Source organism: Streptomyces antimicrobicus (genome assembly GCF_020532625.1).
Classification (GTDB): Bacteria; Actinomycetota; Actinomycetes; order Streptomycetales; family Streptomycetaceae; genus Streptomyces; species Streptomyces antimicrobicus.
Genome location: NZ_JAJAUY010000039.1, coordinates 1 through 21,286, shown reverse-complemented (window position 1 = coordinate 21,286; position 21,286 = coordinate 1). Strand labels below are relative to the sequence as shown.

General features: G+C 69.9%; 24 protein-coding genes and 1 tRNA gene. 8 read left to right on the top strand and 17 right to left on the bottom strand.

Features of this window, described 5'->3' with window-relative positions; all coding sequences use genetic code 11:
• Positions 1-10: 10 nt before the first annotated feature.
• Together grpE and dnaK are read right to left on the bottom strand one after the other, a co-directional pair.
• Complete coding sequence (gene grpE, locus LG632_RS12910) at positions 11-661, bottom strand: nucleotide exchange factor GrpE (RefSeq protein ID WP_226727159.1); 651 nt, start codon at positions 659-661, stop codon at positions 11-13.
• Positions 661-2,508, bottom strand: coding sequence for a molecular chaperone DnaK (gene dnaK / locus LG632_RS12905; protein ID WP_226727158.1), 1,848 nt, complete (start codon positions 2,506-2,508; stop codon positions 661-663). Before dnaK ends, grpE begins: the two co-directional genes overlap by 1 nt.
• Positions 2,509-2,732: 224 nt before the next feature.
• Here dnaK and LG632_RS12900 point away from each other — a divergent pair, with 224 nt between their 5' ends.
• Together LG632_RS12900 and LG632_RS12895 are read left to right on the top strand one after the other, a co-directional pair.
• Entirely contained in the window at positions 2,733-3,311 is a 579-nt protein-coding gene (locus LG632_RS12900; protein ID WP_226727157.1) for a sugar transferase, read from the top strand.
• Positions 3,312-3,419: 108 nt separating this feature from the next.
• On the top strand, positions 3,420-5,690 hold the full coding sequence (locus tag LG632_RS12895) for a (Fe-S)-binding protein (protein ID WP_226727156.1): 2,271 nt from the start codon (positions 3,420-3,422) through the stop codon (positions 5,688-5,690).
• Positions 5,691-5,820: 130 nt separating this feature from the next.
• Here the strand turns inward: LG632_RS12895 and LG632_RS12890 are convergent, their stop codons facing one another.
• Positions 5,821-6,552, bottom strand: coding sequence for a hypothetical protein (locus tag LG632_RS12890; RefSeq protein ID WP_226727155.1), 732 nt, complete (start codon positions 6,550-6,552; stop codon positions 5,821-5,823).
• Positions 6,553-6,786: 234 nt separating this feature from the next.
• On the opposite strand from LG632_RS12890, the gene LG632_RS12885 reads away from it, so the two are divergent.
• A complete protein-coding gene (locus LG632_RS12885) occupies positions 6,787-7,770 on the top strand; it encodes a Yip1 family protein (RefSeq protein ID WP_226727154.1) in 984 nt (327 codons plus the stop codon).
• A 125-nt stretch (positions 7,771-7,895) separates the two neighbouring features.
• On the opposite strand, the gene LG632_RS12880 is transcribed toward LG632_RS12885, so the two are convergent.
• Positions 7,896-8,405, bottom strand: a complete 510-nt coding sequence (locus tag LG632_RS12880) for a phosphoribosyltransferase (RefSeq protein WP_226727153.1) — start codon at positions 8,403-8,405, stop codon at positions 7,896-7,898.
• Positions 8,402-8,989, bottom strand: a complete 588-nt coding sequence (gene dcd / locus LG632_RS12875) for a dCTP deaminase (protein ID WP_226727152.1) — start codon at positions 8,987-8,989, stop codon at positions 8,402-8,404. Before dcd ends, LG632_RS12880 begins: the two co-directional genes overlap by 4 nt.
• A gap of 469 nt (positions 8,990-9,458) precedes the next feature.
• On the opposite strand from dcd, the gene LG632_RS12870 reads away from it, so the two are divergent.
• Positions 9,459-9,532 (top strand) — tRNA-Gly (locus LG632_RS12870).
• Positions 9,533-9,583: 51 nt separating this feature from the next.
• Here LG632_RS12870 and LG632_RS12865 read toward each other — a convergent pair.
• The 11 genes from LG632_RS12865 to LG632_RS12815 form a co-directional block, all read right to left on the bottom strand.
• Positions 9,584-10,729 (bottom strand): tyrosine-type recombinase/integrase, encoded by a 1,146-nt coding sequence (locus LG632_RS12865; RefSeq protein WP_226727151.1) that lies wholly within the window; start codon positions 10,727-10,729, stop codon positions 9,584-9,586.
• Positions 10,729-10,947, bottom strand: coding sequence for an excisionase family DNA-binding protein (locus LG632_RS12860; protein WP_226727150.1), 219 nt, complete (start codon positions 10,945-10,947; stop codon positions 10,729-10,731). The genes LG632_RS12865 and LG632_RS12860 overlap by 1 nt, the downstream gene beginning before the upstream one ends.
• A complete protein-coding gene (gene repSA, locus LG632_RS12855; protein WP_226727149.1) occupies positions 10,940-12,316 on the bottom strand; it encodes a replication initiator protein RepSA in 1,377 nt (458 codons plus the stop codon). Before repSA ends, LG632_RS12860 begins: the two co-directional genes overlap by 8 nt.
• Complete coding sequence (locus tag LG632_RS12850) at positions 12,313-12,495, bottom strand: hypothetical protein (RefSeq protein WP_226727148.1); 183 nt, start codon at positions 12,493-12,495, stop codon at positions 12,313-12,315. Before LG632_RS12850 ends, repSA begins: the two co-directional genes overlap by 4 nt.
• A 90-nt stretch (positions 12,496-12,585) precedes the next feature.
• Complete coding sequence (locus LG632_RS12845) at positions 12,586-12,918, bottom strand: SpdD-like protein (protein ID WP_226727147.1); 333 nt, start codon at positions 12,916-12,918, stop codon at positions 12,586-12,588.
• Between the two features lie 23 nt (positions 12,919-12,941).
• The gene (locus LG632_RS12840; protein ID WP_226727146.1) at positions 12,942-13,097 is read right to left on the bottom strand and encodes a hypothetical protein; all 156 of its coding nucleotides are present in this window, start codon (positions 13,095-13,097) and stop codon (positions 12,942-12,944) included.
• Between the two features lie 20 nt (positions 13,098-13,117).
• Positions 13,118-13,306 carry a mobile element transfer protein gene (locus LG632_RS12835; RefSeq protein ID WP_226727145.1) on the bottom strand — a complete coding sequence of 63 codons (189 nt, stop codon included), beginning with the start codon at positions 13,304-13,306 and terminating at the stop codon, positions 13,118-13,120.
• Between the two features lie 21 nt (positions 13,307-13,327).
• Positions 13,328-13,996 carry a DUF2637 domain-containing protein gene (locus LG632_RS12830; RefSeq protein ID WP_226727144.1) on the bottom strand — a complete coding sequence of 223 codons (669 nt, stop codon included), beginning with the start codon at positions 13,994-13,996 and terminating at the stop codon, positions 13,328-13,330.
• A 77-nt stretch (positions 13,997-14,073) separates the two neighbouring features.
• Entirely contained in the window at positions 14,074-15,420 is a 1,347-nt protein-coding gene (locus LG632_RS12825) for an FtsK/SpoIIIE domain-containing protein (RefSeq protein ID WP_226727143.1), read from the bottom strand.
• Positions 15,421-15,425: 5 nt separating this feature from the next.
• Positions 15,426-15,773: an SCO3933 family regulatory protein gene (locus LG632_RS12820; protein WP_226727142.1), complete on the bottom strand. Its 348-nt coding sequence runs from the start codon at positions 15,771-15,773 to the stop codon at positions 15,426-15,428.
• Positions 15,774-15,912: 139 nt separating this feature from the next.
• Complete coding sequence (locus LG632_RS12815; protein WP_226727141.1) at positions 15,913-16,692, bottom strand: GntR family transcriptional regulator; 780 nt, start codon at positions 16,690-16,692, stop codon at positions 15,913-15,915.
• 18 nt (positions 16,693-16,710) lie between these two features.
• On the opposite strand from LG632_RS12815, the gene LG632_RS12810 reads away from it, so the two are divergent.
• A complete protein-coding gene (locus tag LG632_RS12810) occupies positions 16,711-17,178 on the top strand; it encodes an NUDIX hydrolase (protein ID WP_374203464.1) in 468 nt (155 codons plus the stop codon).
• 649 nt (positions 17,179-17,827) lie between these two features.
• Here LG632_RS12810 and LG632_RS12805 read toward each other — a convergent pair.
• The gene (locus LG632_RS12805; protein WP_226727139.1) at positions 17,828-18,817 is read right to left on the bottom strand and encodes a DUF6414 family protein; all 990 of its coding nucleotides are present in this window, start codon (positions 18,815-18,817) and stop codon (positions 17,828-17,830) included.
• 429 nt (positions 18,818-19,246) lie between these two features.
• Between LG632_RS12805 and LG632_RS12800 the strand changes: the two genes are divergently transcribed.
• The 3 genes from LG632_RS12800 (at position 19,247) to LG632_RS12790 (ending at position 21,065) form a co-directional block, all read left to right on the top strand.
• On the top strand, positions 19,247-19,474 hold the full coding sequence (locus tag LG632_RS12800) for a hypothetical protein (protein WP_226727138.1): 228 nt from the start codon (positions 19,247-19,249) through the stop codon (positions 19,472-19,474).
• A gap of 590 nt (positions 19,475-20,064) precedes the next feature.
• On the top strand, positions 20,065-20,364 hold the full coding sequence (locus tag LG632_RS12795; RefSeq protein ID WP_226727137.1) for a hypothetical protein: 300 nt from the start codon (positions 20,065-20,067) through the stop codon (positions 20,362-20,364).
• Positions 20,361-21,065 (top strand): restriction endonuclease, encoded by a 705-nt coding sequence (locus LG632_RS12790; RefSeq protein ID WP_226727136.1) that lies wholly within the window; start codon positions 20,361-20,363, stop codon positions 21,063-21,065. The genes LG632_RS12795 and LG632_RS12790 overlap by 4 nt, the downstream gene beginning before the upstream one ends.
• Positions 21,066-21,286: the final 221 nt, after the last annotated feature.

The following is a 21,286-nucleotide window of genomic DNA, read 5'->3' as shown; positions in this document are numbered from 1 at the left end:
GTGTACTGCGTCAGCCCTTGTCAGGGGCATCGGTGTCCGCATCGCCGGCGTCCTCGGCCTTCGGCGCCGCGCCCGGCTGGGGCTCGGCCACCGCGACCCGCGCGGGACGGATCGTACGCTCGCCGATCCGGTACCCAGGCTGCAGGATCGCCACGCACGTCGTCTCGGTGACGTCGGGCGCGTACGAGTGCATCAGGGCCTCGTGCACGGTCGGGTCGAAGGGCTCGCCCTCCTTGCCGAACTGCTGCAGGCCCATCTTCGCGACGACCGTCTCCAGCGACTCGGCCACGGACTTGAAGCCGCCGACCAGCTCGCCGTGCTCACGGGCGCGGCCGATGTCGTCGAGGGTCGGGAGCAGCTCGCTCAGGAGGTTCGCCACGGCGATCTCCTTGACCGTCACCCGGTCCCGTTCCACCCGACGGCGGTAGTTCTGGTACTCCGCCTGGAGCCGCTGGAGGTCCGCGGTGCGCTCACCGAGCGCCGTACGGGCCTGGTCCAGCTGCGCCACCAGGGCCGCGTCGGCCCCGCCGGACGGACCGGCGTCGCCGGCCGGGGCCGCCTCCTCCGCCTGGTCGGCGGAGTCGGTGGCCTTCGGCTCGTCGGTCGTGCCGTCGGCGGGGACGTCAGACTTCTCCTCGAAGCCCGGGGTCTCCTCCGACATCAGGCAGCGCCGCCCTTCGGCTTCTCGTCGTCCACGATCTCGGCGTCGACGACGTCGTCGTCGGCCTTGGCCTGGCCCGCGTCACCGGCGGCGGCACCGGCCGCACCGGCGGCCTGGGCGTCGGCGTAGATCGCCTGGCCGAGCTTCTGGCTGACCGCGGCGACCTTCTCGGTCGCGGTGCGGATCTCGGCGGTGTCCTCGCCCTTGAGCTTCTCCTTCAGCTCGGCGACGGCGGTCTCGACCTCGGTCTTGACCTCGGCCGGGACCTTCTCCTCGTTGTCCTTGACGAACTTCTCCGTCTGGTACACGAGCTGCTCGGCCTGGTTGCGGGTCTCGGCGGCCTCGCGGCGGCGCTGGTCCTCCTCCGCGTACTGCTCGGCCTCCTGGCGCATCCGGTCGACCTCGTCCTTGGCGAGCGAAGAGCCGCCGGTGACGGTCATCTTCTGCTCCTTGCCCGTGCCGAGGTCCTTGGCCGTGACGTGCATGATGCCGTTGGCGTCGATGTCGAAGGACACCTCGATCTGCGGGACGCCGCGCGGGGCCGGCGGCAGACCGGTCAGCTCGAACATGCCGAGCTTCTTGTTGTACGCCGCGATCTCGCGCTCGCCCTGGTAGACCTGGATCTGCACCGACGGCTGGTTGTCCTCGGCCGTGGTGAAGATCTCCGAACGCTTCGTCGGGATCGTGGTGTTGCGCTCGATCAGCTTGGTCATGATGCCGCCCTTGGTCTCGATGCCGAGGGACAGCGGGGTCACGTCGAGGAGCAGGACGTCCTTGACCTCACCCTTGAGGACACCGGCCTGGAGGGTGGCGCCGATGGCGACGACCTCGTCCGGGTTCACACCCTTGTTGGCCTCCTTGCCGCCGGTCAGCTCCTTGACGAGCTCGGCGACGGCGGGCATGCGGGTGGAACCGCCGACCAGGACGACGTGGTCGATCTCGCCCAGGGCGATGCCGGCGTCCTTGATGACGTTGTGGAACGGGGTCTTGCAGCGCTCCAGGAGGTCCGCGGTCAGCTGCTGGAACTGGGCGCGGGTGAGCTTCTCGTCCAGGTGGAGCGGGCCCTCGGCGGACGCCGTGATGTAGGGCAGGTTGATCGTGGTCTCCGTGGAGGAGGACAGCTCGATCTTGGCCTTCTCGGCGGCCTCGCGCAGACGCTGCAGCGCCATCTTGTCCTTGGACAGGTCGACGCCGTGGCCGTTGGCGAACTGCTTGACCAGGTAGTCGACGACGCGCTGGTCCCAGTCGTCACCACCGAGGTGGTTGTCACCGTTGGTGGCCTTCACCTCGACGACGCCGTCGCCGATCTCCAGCAGGGACACGTCGAAGGTGCCGCCACCGAGGTCGAAGACGAGAATGGTCTGGTCGTCCTTGTCGAGACCGTAGGCCAGGGCGGCGGCGGTCGGCTCGTTGACGATGCGCAGGACGTTCAGGCCCGCGATCTCGCCGGCCTCCTTGGTGGCCTGGCGCTCGGAGTCGTTGAAGTACGCCGGGACGGTGATGACCGCGTCGGTGACCTTCTCGCCCAGGTAGGCCTCGGCGTCCCGCTTCAGCTTCTGCAGGATGAACGCCGAGATCTGCTGCGGGTTGAAGTCCTTGCCGTCGAGGTTGATCTTCCAGTCGGTGCCCATGTGGCGCTTGACCGACCGGATGGTGCGGTCGACGTTGGTGACCGCCTGGCGCTTGGCCACCTCGCCGACGAGGACCTCGCCGTTCTTGGCGAAGGCGACGACGGACGGCGTGGTCCTGGCGCCCTCGGCGTTGGTGATGACGGTGGGCTCGCCGCCTTCGAGAACGCTGACGACGGAGTTGGTGGTGCCCAGGTCGATGCCGACCGCACGAGCCATTTTGATTCCTCCAGCTGACTTGAGTGGAACAGGCTCAAGAATGCCCTACCCGCCGGACCGCGTCAACAGACCTGAGTCTTGTCGACTCAACCTTTAGGTGCCCCTTACGCGCAAGGAAGGGTGCACGACCCGGGCCGCCCGCGACCCCGCCGAGCGGGGGACACGCCCGGCCCGTGCCGCGCGGCGCCCCGGCGCAGCGCCCGACGTGCGGCACGGTGCCTTGCATGCACGCCCCGACCCTGGCCCCGCCGCCCCGGCCGGCCGCCGCCGCCCGCGCCCGGCTGCGACGGGCCTGGGCCGAGCACGGCTCGGCGAAGCGGGTGCTCGACGTCGCCGGTGCGCTGGCCCTGCTCGCGCTGCTCGGGCTGCCGCTGGCCCTGACCGCCCTGGCCCTGGCCCCCGGCGGGCCGCCGTTCGTGCGCGAGGTGCGGCTGGGGCGGGGCGGCCGGAGGTTTCGGACCTGGCGGTTCCGGGCCTCGGGCGGGCCGGTCGCGGCGGTCCTCGACGCGTACGCGCTCGACGGGCTGCCGCAGCTGCTCAACGTCGTACGCGGGGAGATGTCCCTGGTCGGCCCGGCCCCGCAGGGCGGTGCGGCGCACCCGGACCGGCTGCACGTACGCCCCGGGATGACGGGGCTGTGGCAGGTGGGCGCCCGTTCCGACCTACCCTGGGAGGAAATGGCGCTGCTGGACCGGCACTACGTCGAGCACCACTGGCTCGGCATGGACCTGGCGATCCTGGCGCGCACCCCGCGGGCCGTGCTCGCGCTGCGGCGGGCGAGGCGCCGGGCAAGGCGGCCCTGAGCGACACAGATCACCGCCTGCACAGCTACAGTGCGGCCGTATAAGTCGGTAACCTCAGCTTGACTGGATAAGTTACCGCTTAGTAATGGCCCGCCCGAGGAGCCCGTCATGCAACTCGCCGCGATCATTGTGTCGCTGACCCTGACCGTGGTCGGCGTTGCACTCTTCGCCCGAGCCATCGCCCAGATCTACCGGTTCGTGAAGATCGGCCAGCCCGTGCCCGCGGGCAGCCGCACGGACAACTGGAAGGCCCGCACCGTCACCGTGGTCCGGGAGTTCCTCGGCCACACCCGTATGAACCGGTGGGGCATCGTCGGCTTCGCCCACTGGTTCGTGGCGATCGGCTTCCTGACCCTGCCGCCGACCCTGGCCCAGGCCTACGGCCAGCTCTTCCAGGCCGACTGGACCCTGCCGGTCCTCGGCGGGTTCCTGCCGTTCGAGCTCTACATCGAGTTCATCGGCGTCATGACGATCCTGGGCATCGCCGCCCTGATCGTGATCCGCCTGCTGAGCCTGCCCTCGCGGGCCGGCCGCAAGTCGCGCTTCGCGGGTTCCAAGGCCTGGCAGGCGTACTTCGTCGAGTACGTCATCCTCACCATCGGCCTGGCCATCTACGTGCTGCGCGGCATCGAGGGCGCCATCCACCACGTCGAGTCGTACGAGGCCGCGTACTTCGCCTCGTACCCGCTGGTGCTGGCGTTCAAGGGGCTGTCGACGGCCACCCTGCAGAACCTGATGTACTTCACCGCCATGGTGAAGATCAGCGTCTCGCTGATCTGGATGATCACCGTCTCGCTGAACACCAACATGGGTGTCGCCTGGCACCGCTTCCTCGGCTTCCCGAACATCTGGTTCAAGCGGAACGCCACCGGTGAGACCGCGCTCGGCGCGCTCCAGCCGATGACGAGCGGCGGCAAGCCGATCGACTTCGAGGACCCGGGCGAGGACGACGTCTTCGGCGTCTCCCAGGTCGAGCAGTTCTCCTGGAAGGGCATCCTCGACTTCTCCACCTGCACCGAGTGCGGCCGCTGCCAGTCGCAGTGCCCCGCCTGGAACACCGGCAAGCCGCTGTCCCCGAAGCTGCTGATCATGTCGCTGCGCGACCACGCGCACGCCAAGGCCCCGTACCTGCTGGCCGGCGGCGGCAAGACCATGGAGGGCGAGGAGAAGGCCTCCGAGGAGCAGCTCGCCGGTGTCCCGGCCGCGGCCCTCGCCGAGGCCGAGCGCCCGCTGATCGGCACCGCCGAGGAGAACGGCGTCATCGACCCGGATGTGCTGTGGTCCTGCACCACCTGCGGTGCGTGCGTGGAGCAGTGCCCGGTCGACATCGAGCACATCGACCACATCGTCGACATGCGCCGCTACCAGGTGATGATCGAGTCCGCCTTCCCCAGCGAGGCCGGCACGATGCTCAAGAACCTGGAGAAGAAGGGCAACCCCTGGGGCCTGGCCAAGAAGCAGCGCGTCGAGTGGACCAAGGAGGTCGACTTCGAGGTCCCGATCGTCGGCAAGGACGTCGAGGACCTCACCGAGGTCGACTACCTCTACTGGGTCGGCTGCGCCGGCGCCCTGGAGGACCGCGCCAAGAAGACCACCAAGGCCTTCGCGGAGCTGCTGCACATGGCGGGCGTCAAGTTCGCGATCATGGGCGGCGAGGAGAAGTGCACCGGTGACTCGCCGCGGCGCCTGGGCAACGAGCCGCTGTTCCAGCAGCTCGGCCAGGAGAACGTCGCGATGCTGAACATGGCGTTCGGCGAGGACGACGAGGACCCGCAGACGAAGAAGCCGAAGTCGGCCAAGAAGATCGTCTCGACCTGCCCGCACTGCTTCAACACCATCGCCAACGAGTACCCGCAGCTCGGCGGCGAGTACGAGGTCATCCACCACACCCAGCTGCTCCAGCACCTCATCGACGAGGGCAAGCTGGTCCCGGTGACCCCGGTCGACGGCCTGATCACCTACCACGACCCGTGCTACCTGGGCCGGCACAACAAGGTCTACACGCCGCCGCGCGAGATCATGTCCGCCGTCCCGGGCCTGCGCCAGCAGGAGATGCACCGCCACAAGGAGCGCGGCTTCTGCTGCGGCGCCGGTGGTGCGCGGATGTGGATGGAGGAGCGGATCGGCAAGCGCATCAACACCGAGCGCGTGGACGAGGCCCTGTCCCTCAACCCGGACATCGTCTCGACGGCGTGCCCGTTCTGCCTGGTGATGCTGACCGACTCCGTCAACGGCAAGAAGAACGACGGCCAGGCGAAGGAGTCCCTCCAGGTCGTGGACGTGGCCCAGCTGCTGCTGGAGTCGGTCAAGACCGCGCCGCCGGCGGAGCCGGCCGCGCAGGAGGAGCCGAGCGAGCCGGAGCCCGAGCCGGCGAAGTAGCCGCCGCGCAGCCGCGCAGCCCTGCGCGGCCGGCAGCGAACGGCCGGTCCTGCCCCCCGTGGCGAGACCGGCCGTTCGCCGTTCCTGGGAGCCGGGCCGCGGGACCCGGCCGGCGGTGCCCGCCGGCGCCCTACGGCTTGGCGCCGGGGGCCTGGGGGGCGGTCTCGGCCGTGTACTGCTCGACGAGCCGCCCGGCGAAGTCGTAGACCCAGCTGTCGCCGCCGCCGCGGCCGTCGATCACGACGAACTTCACGCGGCTGCCGTCCTGGACGAGCTTGTACGTCCAGCCGTCGTCGAACACGGAGGGGTGCTTGCGGTCGACGGTGGCCACGCGCTTGCCGTCGAAGGTGGAGATCTCCACCCGCTTGCCCTTCGGGCCGTCGACGAGCTTGCCGATCCGGCCGCCCGGCAGGTCGACGCGCACGGAGCGCTCGGCCCGGGGCTCGGGCCGCGGCCTCGCGCCCTCGACCCAGGAGGTCACCGTGCCGTTCGGCTGGAGCACCACGTGCAGGCCGTTGTGCTGGCCGTGGGCGGGCTTGCCGCCCCGGGTGACCAGGGTGTCGAGCCTCGTGGACCCGGCGTGCACGTCGGCCTCGAAGCGGCCGGGGCCCCTCTTGTAGACCTTGGCGACGGAGCCGTCCGCCAGCCGCACGGTGGTGACGTACACGCGCTGCCCGGCGGGCGCGGCGGGGGCCGCGGGCCCGGGCGCGGCCGCGGGCTGGGCGGGGAGGGCCTGCGGCCTCGGCGGCGCGGGAGGGAGGTCGTCGGCGGACGCGGCACCGGCCGGGAGGGCCAGGGCGACCGCGGCCGCGCCGGTGAGGGCGGTGACGCGCAGGAGGGCGGTACGACGGGGTGCACGCATATCGGCGACTCTTCCTCGGGGGCTCGTGAAGGACGCCTCCGAAGCTACGTGTCCGATATGTGGGTAATCCATCGAGAATGTAACGAACACCCGCAGAAACCGACGCAGCGGGGTAAACCGGGCGGGGGCCTGCCCGCCAGGGTTCCCCTAGGGGATGTCACAGGTCAGCCGCAAAGGGCTGGTGTTCCGGTCGCTCGTTCACGACTGCCCGCAGGACCAGGTACGTTCGATCACGTGGCTGGATTCAGGATCGGACGCGGACGGGACGACCACCGCGGTCCGCAACACCCCCCGCGGCAGCAGCCGTACGGTCAGCAGCAACCGCCGCAGGCGCCGTACGGCCGGCAGCCCTACCCCCCGGCGGGCCCGCCGGGACAGCAGCAGTGGCCCCAGCAGACCGCCGGGGGCCACGGCGAGCCCGAGTACTTCGACCCGCACGACGGCGGCCCGGCGTACGGCTACGAGCAGCCCTCGTACCCGCACCAGCAGCCCCCGTACCCGCAGCACGGGCAGCCCGGCCACGGGCAGCCCGGCCACGGCTACCCGGGGGGCGGCGGCGCGGGCGGGGCGACGTACGCGAACAACCCCGGCCACACCCAGGCCTTCGCCCTCGGCGAGGACCCGTACGGCCAGGGCTCGACGTACCAGGCGGGCGGCGCCGCCGGCGCTCCCGCGGGCCCGCGGCTGCCCTGGAAGGACCTGCTCAAGGGCGTCGTGCTGCGCCCGGGGCCGACGTTCCTGCAGATGCGCGACTACCCGGTGTGGGGCCCCGCGCTGATCGTGACGTTCCTGTACGGGTTGCTGGCCGTCTTCGGCCTGGACGACGCCCGCAAGGACGTGATCAACGCGACGCTCAACAAGGCCGTCCCGATCGTCCTGAGCGCCGGTGTGGCGTTCGTCGTCTGCGGCCTGCTGCTGGGCGGCGTCACCCACACGCTGGCCCGCCAGCTGGGCGGTGACGGCTCCTGGCAGCCGACGATCGGCCTGTCAATGCTGGTCATGTCCCTCACGGACGCGCCTCGCCTGGTGTTCGCCATGTTCCTGGGCGGCGACAACATGCTGGTGCAGGGGCTCGGCTGGGCCACGTGGGTGGCCGCCGGCGCCCTCTTCACCTCCCTGATCAGCAAGTCCCACGACCTGCCCTGGCCGAAGGCCCTGGGCGCGTCGGCCATCCAGCTGATCGCCCTGCTGTCGATCATCAAGCTGGGCACGCTGTAGCACCGGGGCACGCCCACCGGAGGTACGCGAAGGGGCCCGCGCGACTGTCGCGCGGGCCCCTTTCGTCGCTGTGCCCCGGGGCGGGGCGGAGGGGGCGGGCCGCCGGCGGGCGGGCCGCCGGTCGATCAGGCGTCGAGGACCTGGCCGGCGCGCTGGACGACGGGCCGCTCGACCGACCACGGGAACTCGATCCAGTCGTCGGTCTTCTTCCACACGTACTCGCACTTCACCAGCGAGTGCGACTTCTCGTAGACGACGGCGGAGCGGACCTCGGCGACGGTGCCCAGGCAGAAGTCGTGGACCAGCTTGAGGGTCTTGCCGGTGTCGGCGACGTCGTCGGCGATCAGCACCTTCTTGTCGGAGAAGTCGATCGCGTCCGGCACGGGCGCCAGCATGACCGGCATCTCCAGGGTCGTCCCGACCCCGGTGTAGAACTCGACGTTCACGAGGTGGATGTTCTTGCAGTCGAGCGCGTAGGCCAGCCCGCCCGCCACGAACACACCGCCGCGCGCGATGCTCAGGATGATGTCGGGCTCGTAGCCGTCGTCGGCGATCGTCTGCGCGAGCTCCCGGACGGCACGGCCGAAGCTCTCGTACGTCAGGGTCTCTCGTACCACGTCACTGCTGCTGGTCATGCGGGTCGCCTCACCTGGGTGCGGTGGAAGTTCTGGAAGGACCGCGAGGCGGTCGGCCCCCGCTGGCCCTGGTAGCGGGACCCGTACCGCTCGCTGCCGTACGGGAACTCCGCGGGCGAGCTGAGCCGGAACATGCACAGCTGCCCGATCTTCATCCCGGGCCAGAGCTTGATCGGCAGGGTCGCCAGGTTCGACAGCTCCAGGGTCACGTGCCCGGAGAACCCGGGGTCGATGAACCCGGCGGTCGAGTGCGTCACCAGACCGAGCCGCCCGAGAGAGGACTTCCCCTCCAGTCTGGAGGCGATGTCGTCCGGCAGCGAGATGACCTCGTAGGTCGACGCCAGTACGAACTCACCGGGGTGGAGGATGAACGCCTCGTCCCCCTCCGGCTCGACCATCCTGGTCAGGTCGGGCTGCTCGATGGCCGGATCGATGTGGGCGTAGCGGTGATTCTCGAACACCCGGAAGTACCGGTCGAGCCGCACGTCGATGCTGGAGGGCTGCACCATCGACTCGTCGAACGGGTCGATGCGCACCCGCCCGCTGTCGATCTCGGCCCGGATGTCCTTGTCTGAGAGAAGCACGTCCCGAGGATACGCAGAGCGCGCCGGGCTCCCCCAATCGAGACCCGACGCGCCCTTGACGTGTGACGTCCTGCTACCGCTTGAGCGCGGTCACGGGCACGGCGTGCCGGAGCCGGGCGCACCGGGGGCACCGGATGAGCCGCCCGGGACCGATCCGGCCGGGACCGAGCTGCTGCATCGGGAACGAAGCGGTGCTGAAAACATGCCCTTCGGCACAACGGACGACGGTGTGCTCCATCGAGTCCCTTTCCCCACGAGCGGTACTGCGTACTGCGACGAATCGCCACATTAGGGGATGATCGGGACCCACCCAAGCCGCCGCTCCGCACCCCCACGCTACGCCCCAACTCCGGCCCGCACAGCCCCTGGTACCCCTCGAACAACACGAGGGCCCCGCGGCGGATTCACCGGGGGCCAGCGATGAGGTACAGTGAGCAACGATGCGGAGTCCAGCACACCGGCCCGCTGCGCGGATGTAGTTTAATGGTAGAACATGAGCTTCCCAAGCTTATAGCGCGGGTTCGATTCCCGTCATCCGCTCCACGACAAAGCCCCAGGTCAACGACCCGGGGCTTTTGCGTTGCCTAGACCTCTCTACCTCTCCCGTGCCAGATCCGTGCCAGATGACTTGGCACGAAGCGCCTGTACCCGCGCGTGGATACCGTCCGCGACCTCCTTCTGGCGCTCCAGGTTCGAGTGCTGGTAGATCATGGCCGCCTTCTCCGAGGACTGGCCGGCCCGCACCATCGTGTCCTTGAGGGTCGCCCCCGACTGGGTCGACAGCGTGTGCCCCGTGTGACGAAGGTCGTAGAAGGTGAACGTGTCGGGCAGCCCGGCAGCCTTCCGCGCCTTCTTCCAGTTGCGCCCGAAGGTCGTACGCCGGAACGGCGCACCGCGCTCCCCCACGAAGAGCAAGCCGTCCGGCTGTTGCTCGGCGTACAGGTACATGTGCGCCTTCAGATCACCGGCCATGAAGCGGGGCAGGACGATGAACCGCTTACCTGCCTCGGACTTCGTCTCGCCCGGTGCCCGGCGCCCGGTGTTCAGCTCCGGCTCGGCGCGCCGCACCCAGACGCCGCAGTTCGCGAGGTCCACGTCCGACCGGCGCAGGCCGGCTTGTTCCTCGGGCCGGGCAGGACCGTACGCGGCGATGTAGACCATCAGCCGCCAGCGCGGCCCCATGGCCTTGGCGACGGCGTCGACCTGGTCGACGGTGGCGGTGGGCCGCTCGGCCGGCGACTCCTTGCCGGCGCCCTTGATCCGGCACGGGTTCCGCCTGATCAACTCGTCGTCCTCCGCCGTCTGCATGATGGCCTTGAGCAGCCGGTAGGACTTGGCGACCGTCGACCCACCGGTGGCCTTGAGCCGCGCGGCCCGCCAGGTACGTACTCGGGGCGGCGTGATCTCGTCCAGGTCCATGTCTTCGAAGGTGGGCAGGATGTGCAGCCGCAGCAGCCGTCGGTACAGCTCGTCGGTCGTCTCCTCCAGGCCGCGCTCGTCGACCCACTCAAGCGCGTACTCGGAGAAGTTGACCGCCCCGGCGTCCGGGTCCCGCCAGTCTCCCTTGTTGATCTCGGTTTGCTTCTCGGCGAGCCAGTCGTCCGCATCCCCACTCGTCTCGAAGGTCTCGGGCGCCGGCCGCATGATGCCGTCGGGGCCGGGATACCGAGCCTGGTACCGCCCGGAGGGGAGCTTCCGAATCGCCCCGAACCGGCGCCGCTTGCCACGGTTGTTGGCCACTAGGCAGCCCTCCGGTACCGAGATCGGCGCGACTTGGCCCGTACGGCGTCCACGGTGTTCGCGGCGATGTATTCACGGACGACGCTCTCGGCGATGCGCACGTGCGTACCGACCTTGACGTACGGGATGCGCCGCTCGGCCACCAGGCGGCGCGGGAACCGCACGGTGGTGCCGAGAATCTCGGCAACCTGGTCGACGGACAGGTATCGCTCATTCATGCTGCTCCCCCTCCAGGGCTTCGCGGGCGGTTTCGCGGTTGAGCTGGATGTCTCGGGCGATCGAGGCGGCGAGGAGGGACTCGCCGGGGGTGTGGCCGTGGCCGGCGTACTGCCAGGAGGTGAGGACGAGCACAGTGTCCGGCTCGATGTCGTCCAGGCCTCGTGCGAGGCGTTCCTGGGCGGCGCGGTAGTCGGCGCGGGTCTGGCGGAGGGCTCCGAGGGTGGTGGAGTACTGGCGGGACTTGGTGGAGAAGTGGCCGCGGAAGCCGAGCATGTGGGCCCAGGCGGCGAGGCGGCGGTCGGGGTAGAGCGGGTCGAGGTCGAGGCAGGCCTCGATGAGGCGGGTGGCGTGGTCGGGGACGTCGAGGAGGACCAGGGCCTCGCGGTTGCCGATGCGGCGGTCGAGGGTGCCGGTGTTCTCGGCTGCCTTGGTGGCGTACTTGGCGACGTAGGAGGCGACGGCCTGTTCGGTGATGTCGGAGCCGTCGCCGAAGGCCTTGATCGGGCGGATGTCGAGCTGGGTGCCCCAGCGCAGGACGCGGGCGGGCTGGTCGGCGGCGGCCGGGACGGTGATGGACGTGTACGCGTGGTGGGCGGCAGCGCGGATCGCTTCGGTGAGGAGTCGGGTGCTGGCCCAGTGCGGGGGCGGGGTGTGGGGGCCTTCGGGTCCGTCGAGGCGGATGACGGCGTGGAAGTGGATGGCTCCGCGCTTCTGGAACTCGGCGACCTTGCCGAAGGACACACGGCAGACCTCTGCCATGGCGCGTTGGGTCAGGCCGGCGCGAGCGGCGATCTCGCGGCGCAGGCGGGTGGTGAAGCGGGACCAGAGCTGGCCTGCGTGGTTGTTGAACAGGACCGTGCCCGCGTAGTCGTAGGTGGTCGGGTCGAGGGCGGTGCCGAGCGCGGGGTTGTCCTCCTGGTGGTGCTGGCCGCAGCGGCACGGGCGGCCGTCGGGGCGGTTGTGGACGGGGCCGAAGGAGGGGGCGGTGAGGGTGGTGAAGACGCGGGGGTGTTCGCGGACGGTGGCGGGGATGTCGCATCGGTCGTCTCCGGCGAGTCCGGCGCGGATGAGGTGGAAGGTGTCGCCCGCGTAGGTCCAGGCGCAGGCGGGGCAGCGGGAGGCGCGGCGGTTGCCGCAGGCGATGCGGAGGCGGGCGCCGGGTTCGGTGTCGGTGGAGTAGCGGTGCAGGGTGGCGCCGGAGGTCTTGTCCTTGGTGAGGGTCCAGCCGGTGATGTGGATGGGGTCGGAGCATCCTCCGGTGCGGTGGACCTGGTCCTTCCATCGGTCGAAACCGGGGGCCCCGGCCACCCTGAGCAGGTCGCCCAGGGTGGCCGGGTCCAGGTCCGCGAGGGTCGCGGGGTGGGTCACGCGTTCACCGTCCGGGCGGGGAGGGGACGGCGGATGCCGGTGCCGTGGCAGGCCGGGCAGTGGGCGGTGACCGTGCGGAGGTGGCCGGTGCGATCGCGGCCGCCGAGGGTGACGGCGACGGAGGCGTGGCCGTCGCAGTTCGGGCAGATCTGCCGCAGGGCAGGGGTGGGCTGGGCCATGATGGTGCTTCCTTCCGGATCGGTTGGTTCGGGCAGGAGCACGGCGCCGGGGCGGTCGAAGCGTGGTGGCATGGCCGCCCCGGGGCCGGTTCAGCGGTGGTTCTGGCCGTTGAGGAGCGAGCGCAGGACGACGGCGCAGACGGCGACCGAGGCACCCGTGATGGCGACGGCCAGGAGCATCGAGACCAGGACCGCGCCGACGACCAGGACCAGGCCCGCGCCACCGGCGACAACGGCCACCAGGCCGGCCGGGGTGAGACGGACGGCGGGCAGCTGGACCCGGGGCGTGGCCGGGGCCGGGGTGTGGTGGCAGTCGCAGGCCGGGACGGTGCCCGTGCGGGGTTCGAGGTCGGCGGCCTGGTGGGCGAGCGGGGTGACGAGGCTGGTGGGGAGCGGGTTGACCGGGATCTTGGGCCGGATCATGGGTGGTTCTCCTTCCGGGTCGGTTACTTGATCGCGGTGTCGATGGCGGGGGCGAGGATGCTGTCCGCGAGGAGGAAGCCGCCCAGGAGCAGCAGGGCGACCAGCCACCACGGCGGGCGGATGAGCTTGACGCCGAGGAGTCCGACGACGGCGACGGCGAGCCAGAGCGGGACGTTCATGACGGGCTTCTCCCTTGTGGTCAGCGGGGGTTGCAGCGGTGGGCGGTGGCGGCGAGTTCGGCGGCGGCGCGGCTGAGGTAGTCGGCCGACCAGTCGCAGCCGGGCGCGGTACAGGCGGCGGTGTGGGCCTCTCGGCCGTAGCGGTCGATGTAGGTGCCGACCTCCACCGGGCCGAAGCGGCGGACGTCGCGGAAGCGGTAGCGGGGCATGGATCGGATCTCCAATCGGGCTCAGGCGAGCTGTGCGGCGATGGCTTGGGCCATCGGCGCGGGGACACCGAGGCGGGCGCGCAGGGTGTCGGGATCGATCGGGTTGCCCGTGCGGGCCTGGTGCTCGTCGGCGACCTTCCGGCCGTACGCGAGGAGCGCGTCCGGTACAGGGACGACGGCAGACGCCGACGGGGGCAGGGCAGGAGCGGGCTCCGGTGCCTGGACCTCCGGCACGGTCTGCTCCGGTTCGGAGGCCTGGAGCGGCGCGACGTGGGCGTGGCCGTTCTGGTCGTGCTCCGGGGTGACGGCGGGCCCTTCGGTGGCCTTGTGCACCAGGAGCGTTCCGCCGAGGAAGGCGAGCGCGGGCCATCCGGCGACCAGGATGCGCAGCCAGGACGGGACGGCGTCGAGGTCCAGCAGGCCGGCGGTCGCGACGTTCGCGCCGAGCGAGGCGGCCAGGGCGACGGCGAACCAGGTCCAGGCGGACCGGGTCGGCTCACCCGCCCCCCGCAGCAGTCGCAGCCGTCGCCAGGCGGCGACGAGGAGCAGGTCCACGCTGATCGGGTAGGCCCAGGCCTTCCAGCCGTCCTGCCCGGCAGCGGCGGCCAGGTCGTGAAGATGAGCGAAGGACAGGGCCCCGGCGATGACGGCCTGGACGAGGACGGCGTCCGGGCGGATCTCGGTGTGCATGGTGTTTCACCTCCTTCAGGCATGGGAGGGGTAGGGACCCGGCGCGAGACGGTCGCGCCACCGGGGTACGGGAGTGCTCAGACGGTCTGCTTGGCCTGTACGGGCAGGACGGTCTGGCGCGGGCGGAAGTCCGCCAGGGCCGGGATGTACGGCGCGAGGTGTGCGTACTCGGCGCAGACAGCCGCGGTTTCATCGATAGAGACGAACGCGGACCGGATCCGGGCCCAGCCACCGGAGAGCAGACCGACCACGGCGGTCCCGGGCCGTTCGACGGCGATGCGGGTGGCGGCTCCCACGGCGCGAAGGCTGATGTCGCCGAGCGCCATCTTCGCGGAGGCTTCGTCATTGACGCGGTGCGCGACGCGGCCGGTCAGCTGTGCGCGCAGGGCGGTAGCACCAGAGCCGAGGTCGGAGCCGAAGCGCTGGCCGCAGACCTCCAGGTACATCGCGGCGGCCCGGCCGAGCTGTGCGAGGCGGATCAACTGGGTGACCATCTGGTCCCGGCGCTTCTCGTCCGCCTTGTTGGCGGTCAGGAACAGCTCCGCCACCTCGTCCACGATCACCACGATGGGCGCCGGCCGGATGTCCTCGGGCAGACCCCACACGTCCGAGGTGATCTCCTCCACGGTGACGCCGTCCCCCAACCCCTGCGAGGCGCGGATCAATTCGTACCGCTGGACCATCTCCTCCACCAGCACGTCCAGGAGGGCGGCGGCATCCTCCGGGGTGTAGGCCAGTCCGGACAGCCGACGGGCGAACGGCGCCAGCTCCACACCCCACTTGCAGTCGATCCCGACGAGCGCGACCGGCTGCTTCGCCAACTCCTTGATCAAGCCCCGCAGGTAGACCGACTTCCCCGACTCCGTGGCCCCCACCACCAGCTCATGAGGGCTGGCGCGAAAGTCCCGCATGTACGGGGCTCCATCAGCCCGCAGGGCCACGGGCACCTTGAGCAGCTCGCTCCCGGCCACCTTGCGCGGCATCACCACCCGCCGCAGCACGTCGTACCCGACCAGCCGGATTTCCAAGAACCCCGGCTTCACGGCCCTGATGTGCACCCCGTGCGTCCGCCAGGAGTGCCGCAACCGCTCCGTGGCCGCGTCGAAGTCCAGCTGCTCCTGTCCCGGCAGAGTCTTGACCCGGAGCACCAGCCCGAACCGCGTGACCTTGATCCGGCGGAGCTTGGGCAGGGCCCGAGCCGGAACCCGGTCCAACGCCGCCGCCAGCTTCACCCGGGATCGTGACGGCTGCTCGCTCAGCCCGCAGGCCTCCATCACCGAGCGGTACGTCCACAGCAGCCGGACCACGGTGACCAGCCAGCCGAACCCGACCCAGTACCAGCCGGGCCGCTTCCACTTGAGCCACCCCAGCCCACCAGCGACCAGCGCTAAGCCGACCAGGGCGGCGACCTGTCCCCCGGTCATCGGGATCAGGCCTTGACCGGAGCGGGCGTCAGCGCGGTGAAGGCGGCGGCCCGGTAGCTGATCCCGTGCCGCTTCTGCCCGTTGAACTCGTTCTCCCACGGCCGGGCGATGAGACCGGTGATCGCGACCGGCGCCCCCATCACCAGCTCGCCCGACACACCCGGCTGCGGCACGACGACGGACAGGACCTCGGCCACACCGGCCATCAGGAACACCACGTCGATGGTGGCCAGCTGAGCACCGGTCTCCAGGTCGACGGCGATCTCACCCGTCCGCCGGTCCTTGATCTTCGGCTGCGGCGGCTGGGCCACCATCAGCATCGCGGCGGAGGTGTCGACGGGAATCTGACGCATGACAGATCACTCCTCTACAGAGGCTGGACTCCGTCACTCCTGTATAGGAGTGTCATGAAGAAGAGTGCCCAACTCCTGTACATGAGTCAACCCGCCGCGGAAGAAAACTTGCGGCGGGCTGTGGAGAGTTGAGCGACCGTCAGTCGGCAGCCGGGATCCGGTACTCGAAGACGAACTGGTCAGCGGCCATGAGGGTGTCGCAGACCTCCACCACCCTGCCCTCCTCCGTAACCGCGTTGCGCAGCAGGTGCACGACCGGAGCTCCAGGACTCAGGGCCAGCTCCGAGGCTTCAGCCTTGGCGGCCGGCCGGGCCTGCAGAGTCTCCACGAACTCCGCGAACACGTGGCCGTGGTCCTCCAAGCGGGCGTAGATGCCGCCACCACCGGGGTTCTCGGCGAACAGCTCGGGGATGTCCTTCACGACGTCCCACGGCAAGTACGACGTGGCCGTCTCGACCGGCGTCCCGTTCCGGAAGTACAGACGCCGCCGCGCGAGGACCTGCGTACCGGGCTCTACACCCAGCCGACCGGCAATCTCCTCGGGGGCCTCCATCGGCCCGATGAAGATGACACTGACCTTGGCGGTCGCGCCCGACTGCTCCGACTCGGCGAGGTACGCCGCCTTGCCCCCACGCCGGAGCGACCGGCGGAAACGATCCGAAGACCGGTGCCGCACGGGCGGCCGGGCCTTCACGTACGAGCCCTTGCCATGCCGGGTGTCCACGAGCCCACTCGCCCGGATCTCGGTCATGGCCTTGCGGATGGTGCCGCCCGACACGCCGTAGCGCTCGATCATCTCGGCTTCACTCGGCACCTGGTCGCCGGGCTTCAAGGCGCCGGCGCGGATCTGTTGGACGATGTCCTCGGCGATCTGCAAGTACCGAGGTACGGCCTTGCCACCTCCTACAGCTGTTCCCATGGTCCTTTTCTTCCTCCTATGCTCCTGTACATGAGTAACAGTGCCCCGACGACCCGGTCAACGCCTCGCCACTCCGTATCCGTAGCGGGTGTCGTGGTCCGCGACGACGGCCGGCTGCTGGCGATCCGGCGGGCGGACAACGGAACGTGGGAGTTGCCGGGCGGGGTGCTGGAGATCTCGGAGACGCCGGAGGAGGGCGTGCGGCGCGAGGTCTTGGAGGAGACAGGCGTCGATGTGGACGTGGCGGAGCTGACGGGGGTGTACAAGAACGTCTCGATCGGAGTCGTGGCCCTGGTCTTCCGGTGCAAGCCCACCGGGGGCGCCGAGCGAACGTCCGACGAGTCCACGGCGGTCCAGTGGCTCACGCCCGACGAGGTCTCCGAGCGGATGTCCGAGGTCTACGCGATCCGACTCCTGGACGCCTTGGACGGGCACGGGCCCCATGTGCGGAGCCATGACGGGCGCCAGCTGTTCCCCGTGCGGTGAAAGATTCCCTACTCCATCAAGGCACCCGCCGCGCACCGCGCGGCGCGCGCGGCCCGTCGGCCGGGCCTGCGCTCCTGTCTCCGCCCCGCTCCGGCCCGACCGCCGGCCGCACGCCGTAAGTCCGGCGAAGGGTTGATGGGCGGGACACCCTCGGAGGCCGGCGCCACCAGCTCCGCAACTAGCCACTCGCCACCCCGGCTTCGACTGCGGAGCAAGACCAGGCATCCACCCGAAACCCTCGGGGCCACGCCATGACCGCCAGGCCAGTCAGAGCAGCCGCGGACTCCCCGTAGGGCTGCCCCGTGACGCCAAGGTCCGACGACACCAGCAGGCCAAGACAATGCCTCCGGCGGGGGCGCGGCCGGCGCCGGGATGGACGGGGGCCGTCGTGCGGGTGCGGCTCGGTTTGTGGTGCGGGTGGGGGCTGTCATCCCGCATGCCGTCGACCCAGGCAAGCCATAGCAGACCAGGCTTCTGGGGCCCAGGTCGTTCGTCCAGCGGGGCGCTCCACCTGGGCCCCAGAAGCCTGCCCCGCTATCACTCCGTGTGGGTCGACGGCATACGGGATGACAGCCGGGGCGGATCGTGGCTGGGACGCCCCGCCCTCGGGCCGCAATCCCGGCCGGGCACCGAATGCCGCTCGCACCAGTTAAGACCGCGCAAGGGTCCAGTTGCGTGGGATCGCCCGGTACACCGCGAACGGAATCACGGAGAAGCCAGGGTGCTGAGGGAGGTCAATGAATCCCATCCCGCCCAAGCTCTTCATGAACCCATTGAGCGCATCAGCAAAACGCGCCCGATTGACGGTTCCATCAGAGTTATTGAAGTCAAAATCCGGGAAGTCCGTGTCCTTAGGGCCATAGCTTCCTACGCTGCCAACTAGTGTCCACTCCTGCTTCTCTGTCCCATAACGCGCGAACAGGACGTCTGCCTCACTGTCGAGGTATTGTCGCCCCTCCTGCAGGCGGGACCCAATCAGCACCTCTCCTGAGCCGACAGGGGAAAGATTGAGGTGGAGGCCCGGAGCGAATAGGCCTCTTGCCATGCGGATCATCGACCGAAGGGTTTCGCTGTCGATCCCGCCCATCGCATGAAAATCCGTGATCGCATCCTCTAGCTGAGGGGCGGCGTTTGCTGAAGCTTGGGAGCGCTGCTGTCGCTGCTGGCCCGATTTGCCCTTGGGTCCCGGCCTGTCGGCGCTTGGAGCAGGCAGGGCACCCATTCCTTGCAGCCCTCCGGCAACAGAGGCGAAAGCAGCGAAGGCGCCGGCGGCATACCTGGTATCAAACAGAGAACCTTTTGCAGTGATCCGAACCAGCGACCCCGGAGGTGCGATCTCTCTAATCTTCCCAGAATTCCACTGCGACACATCTGACACGTCAGTAGAGATGTCGCGAATTAGGGACTCCGATTCCAGCGCGTCTTCAAGCATGGGAAACAATGCATCCCCCATTGACTTCTGTGTATATCGTTCCATCCCAGTCACCTGGAGATGCTGGGCGACGCTCCTCGGCCCTACCGTATTCTTCCTTTCTTCGCGACTGGTCTCGCGCTCCTCCTCTGCGACGCCGCCGTCTAGTTGTGCAAGCATGGCGCGGACCTTGTCGGTATCAACGTATAGAAACTCGCGCAGAATCACGGGCCCTCCACAGGACGGCGGGAGGCCTAGAGTATTCTCCGTGCGGGCCGAAGCATAGGCTTCTTATCAATTGACAATCCGTGCCACGAGGCCATCGCAGTGCCGGTCCGGGGTCGTTCACGGGTTGGCGAGTCGCCTCGTGGTGTGTCCCCTTTTCTGGACATGAGATGTGAGCCAGACCGGGCGGTAACAGCGGCGGCTGCCCTACTGCCTGGTACCCGAGCTCTTTGGGTGACATCCATGCGTAACATCAACGGCCCCGGACGGGGGTAGCGTTCGGCGATCCGCGCCTGGCACGCGCCCGTGGGCAGCGGCTCCTCGGCCGGGCGTAGATCGAACTTGTAAGGCGGTGGTCTGCGACCCGAACCGGATCCTCCTCGCCGTGCTCCACCGGTTGACGCTAACCACCCGCGCTGATCGGATGATCGCGTGGCAGTGGATCCGAGCGAGTACGAGAAGGCCCGGCCCGCGCTGTCAGCGTTCGCTCAGAAGATGGAGCGCGCTGTCAGACGAACCCGGGCGAGCTACACGGGGCAGCCGCATGCGACCGTGCGCCAGGCGCTCGCTCTAGCCCTGGAAGAGGAAGGCGCTCACCCGATGGTGCCGCAGGTCGTTGACGAGCTGGCTCGGCAGATCTCCGAAGGCGCCGAGGGGTGATGCGGGTTGATGCCTTTCCGGGCATGCCAGATGCGTGCCAGATCAGGCGGTGAAGCGCGGTAAACGGCGGACAGTGTGGAGAGACACCACATGCCGCCTTGTCGCCATCCGGGCTGGTCAGAGGCCCGTGGGCTTGATCAAGAACGGTGATTCCCAAGCTTATAGCGCGGGTTCGATTCCCGTCATCCGCTCCATAGCAAAGCCCCAGGTCAGCGGCCTGGGGCTTCGTCGTTGTCCAGACCTCTTGGGCCTTGCCGCGCCCTCCGCGTGCCCCAACTCGCGGGAACGCCCTCAGAGGGCCTTCGACGCACCACTTGCACCAGGTCAGCCCCAGGCCGTCTCGCTTCATGAGACGCATTTTCAGTGACCTGCGTCGCAACCGACTGCTGTGGGGGCAAATTCGCAGTCGCCATGCGCCGACCGCCAGCGGGCGGAGGGCCGGCGCCTGATCCATGCCCGCCGATGGGGCGCAGCACGGCCAGCCGGAGATCGCGAATGGTGATCGCAGGGTGACGCATTGTCAGTGCGGGGTGCTTTCATGGGCCAGTTACGCAGGGAGGCGTGACGCGACTGGTGAGGGGGACGCCGTAGTGCCCGTGATCGAGGAGTACGTGAAGGCGGATGGCACCGTGGTCAGGAGGCACACCCGCCTCCCCGCGGCTGCGCGCCGGGAGACGGCGATCCTGGGGATGATCGTGGCCGGAGTGTTCATCTTCGGCAGCGGCAACACGACTGCCACCGGCACGCAGCAGGGGCAGGAGCGGTTACCTCAGCCCCAGGCGACCACGGTGTACCCGATCAAGCGGCCGGGGTGGGACAAGCCGGCGGTACGACCGACGCCGACGGTCCCGTACCCGATCGTCTTCCCCAGCTCGGGGAGCGGGCGGTGAGCCGCCGTCCGGCCCGACGCCGCTCGGGCGCCGGGCGCCGTCCACGGCGGCGCAAGGGCGCGGTGCCGGTCGACCTGTGGATGTTCGTGCTGGTCGCGGCGATGGTCTTGAGTCTGGTGCTGGCGGTGCTGTCGTGGCTGGCCGCGCATCCGTGGGTCGTCGCTCTCCTCCTCCTGGCAGCGGCTGGTGCGGGCGCTGTGTGGCTGCATCGGCGCCAGGAGGCCGCCCGGTGGGACCGCGTCCGGGCCCAGGGGCTTCGGTACGCGGTCGAGCAGCTCGACGGCCTTCACCACCGGCAGTTCGAGTTCGCCGTACGCGACCTGATGCGCCGCGACGGATGCGATGACGCGCAGCAGGTCGGCGGGCGCGGCGACAACGGGGCGGACGTGAAGGCGACCGACCCCTTCGGCCGGCTCTGGGTGATCCAGTGCAAGCACCGCAAGGCCGGCTGGTCGGGCTCCGCCGTGGGCACCCCCGATCTCCAGGTCCTCAACGGCACCGGCCGCCAGATACACGGCGGCGACGTCCTGGTCATGCTCACCAACGGGCGCTTCTCCGCACCGGCCCTCGACTTCGCCAAGTCCCAGCGCCTGCACCTGGTCGACCGCAAGCTCCTCGCCCAATGGGCGAGCGGCTCCCGTCCTCTCTGGGAACTCCTCCGCGCCGTCCCGCCACCCCGAAAGCCCCCATCACTGTCCTGACCCTGCGAGAACGGCCCGGCCCTGGACCACAGCTGGTAGGGATGCGCCGGTGGGGGGGGGGGGGGGGGGGGGGGGGGCGCCCCCCCCCGCGGGGGGGGGGGGGGGGGGGGGGGGGGGGGGGGGCCCCCGCGGGGGGGGGGGGGGGGGGGGGGGGGGGGGGGGGGGGGGGTTGGGGGGGGGCGGGGGCCCCCCCCGCGGCCCGCGCCGACCCGGTGCATCTG

Excerpts from the sequence above, each read along its gene's own strand:
- grpE (WP_226727159.1), bottom strand. The coding sequence starts at position 661 with ATGTCGGAGGAGACCCCGGGCTTCGAGGAGAAGTCTGACGTCCCCGCC.
- dnaK (WP_226727158.1), bottom strand. The coding sequence starts at position 2,508 with ATGGCTCGTGCGGTCGGCATCGACCTGGGCACCACCAACTCCGTCGTC.
- LG632_RS12900 (WP_226727157.1), top strand. The coding sequence starts at position 2,733 with ATGCACGCCCCGACCCTGGCCCCGCCGCCCCGGCCGGCCGCCGCCGCC.
- LG632_RS12895 (WP_226727156.1), top strand. The coding sequence starts at position 3,420 with ATGCAACTCGCCGCGATCATTGTGTCGCTGACCCTGACCGTGGTCGGC.
- LG632_RS12890 (WP_226727155.1), bottom strand. The coding sequence starts at position 6,552 with ATGCGTGCACCCCGTCGTACCGCCCTCCTGCGCGTCACCGCCCTCACC.
- LG632_RS12880 (WP_226727153.1), bottom strand. The coding sequence starts at position 8,405 with ATGACCAGCAGCAGTGACGTGGTACGAGAGACCCTGACGTACGAGAGC.
- LG632_RS12860 (WP_226727150.1), bottom strand. The coding sequence starts at position 10,947 with ATGAATGAGCGATACCTGTCCGTCGACCAGGTTGCCGAGATTCTCGGC.
- LG632_RS12850 (WP_226727148.1), bottom strand. The coding sequence starts at position 12,495 with ATGGCCCAGCCCACCCCTGCCCTGCGGCAGATCTGCCCGAACTGCGAC.
- LG632_RS12845 (WP_226727147.1), bottom strand. The coding sequence starts at position 12,918 with ATGATCCGGCCCAAGATCCCGGTCAACCCGCTCCCCACCAGCCTCGTC.
- LG632_RS12840 (WP_226727146.1), bottom strand. The coding sequence starts at position 13,097 with ATGAACGTCCCGCTCTGGCTCGCCGTCGCCGTCGTCGGACTCCTCGGC.
- LG632_RS12835 (WP_226727145.1), bottom strand. The coding sequence starts at position 13,306 with ATGCCCCGCTACCGCTTCCGCGACGTCCGCCGCTTCGGCCCGGTGGAG.
- LG632_RS12830 (WP_226727144.1), bottom strand. The coding sequence starts at position 13,996 with ATGCACACCGAGATCCGCCCGGACGCCGTCCTCGTCCAGGCCGTCATC.
- LG632_RS12825 (WP_226727143.1), bottom strand. The coding sequence starts at position 15,420 with ATGACCGGGGGACAGGTCGCCGCCCTGGTCGGCTTAGCGCTGGTCGCT.
- LG632_RS12820 (WP_226727142.1), bottom strand. The coding sequence starts at position 15,773 with ATGCGTCAGATTCCCGTCGACACCTCCGCCGCGATGCTGATGGTGGCC.
- LG632_RS12815 (WP_226727141.1), bottom strand. The coding sequence starts at position 16,692 with ATGGGAACAGCTGTAGGAGGTGGCAAGGCCGTACCTCGGTACTTGCAG.
- LG632_RS12810 (WP_374203464.1), top strand. The coding sequence starts at position 16,711 with ATGCTCCTGTACATGAGTAACAGTGCCCCGACGACCCGGTCAACGCCT.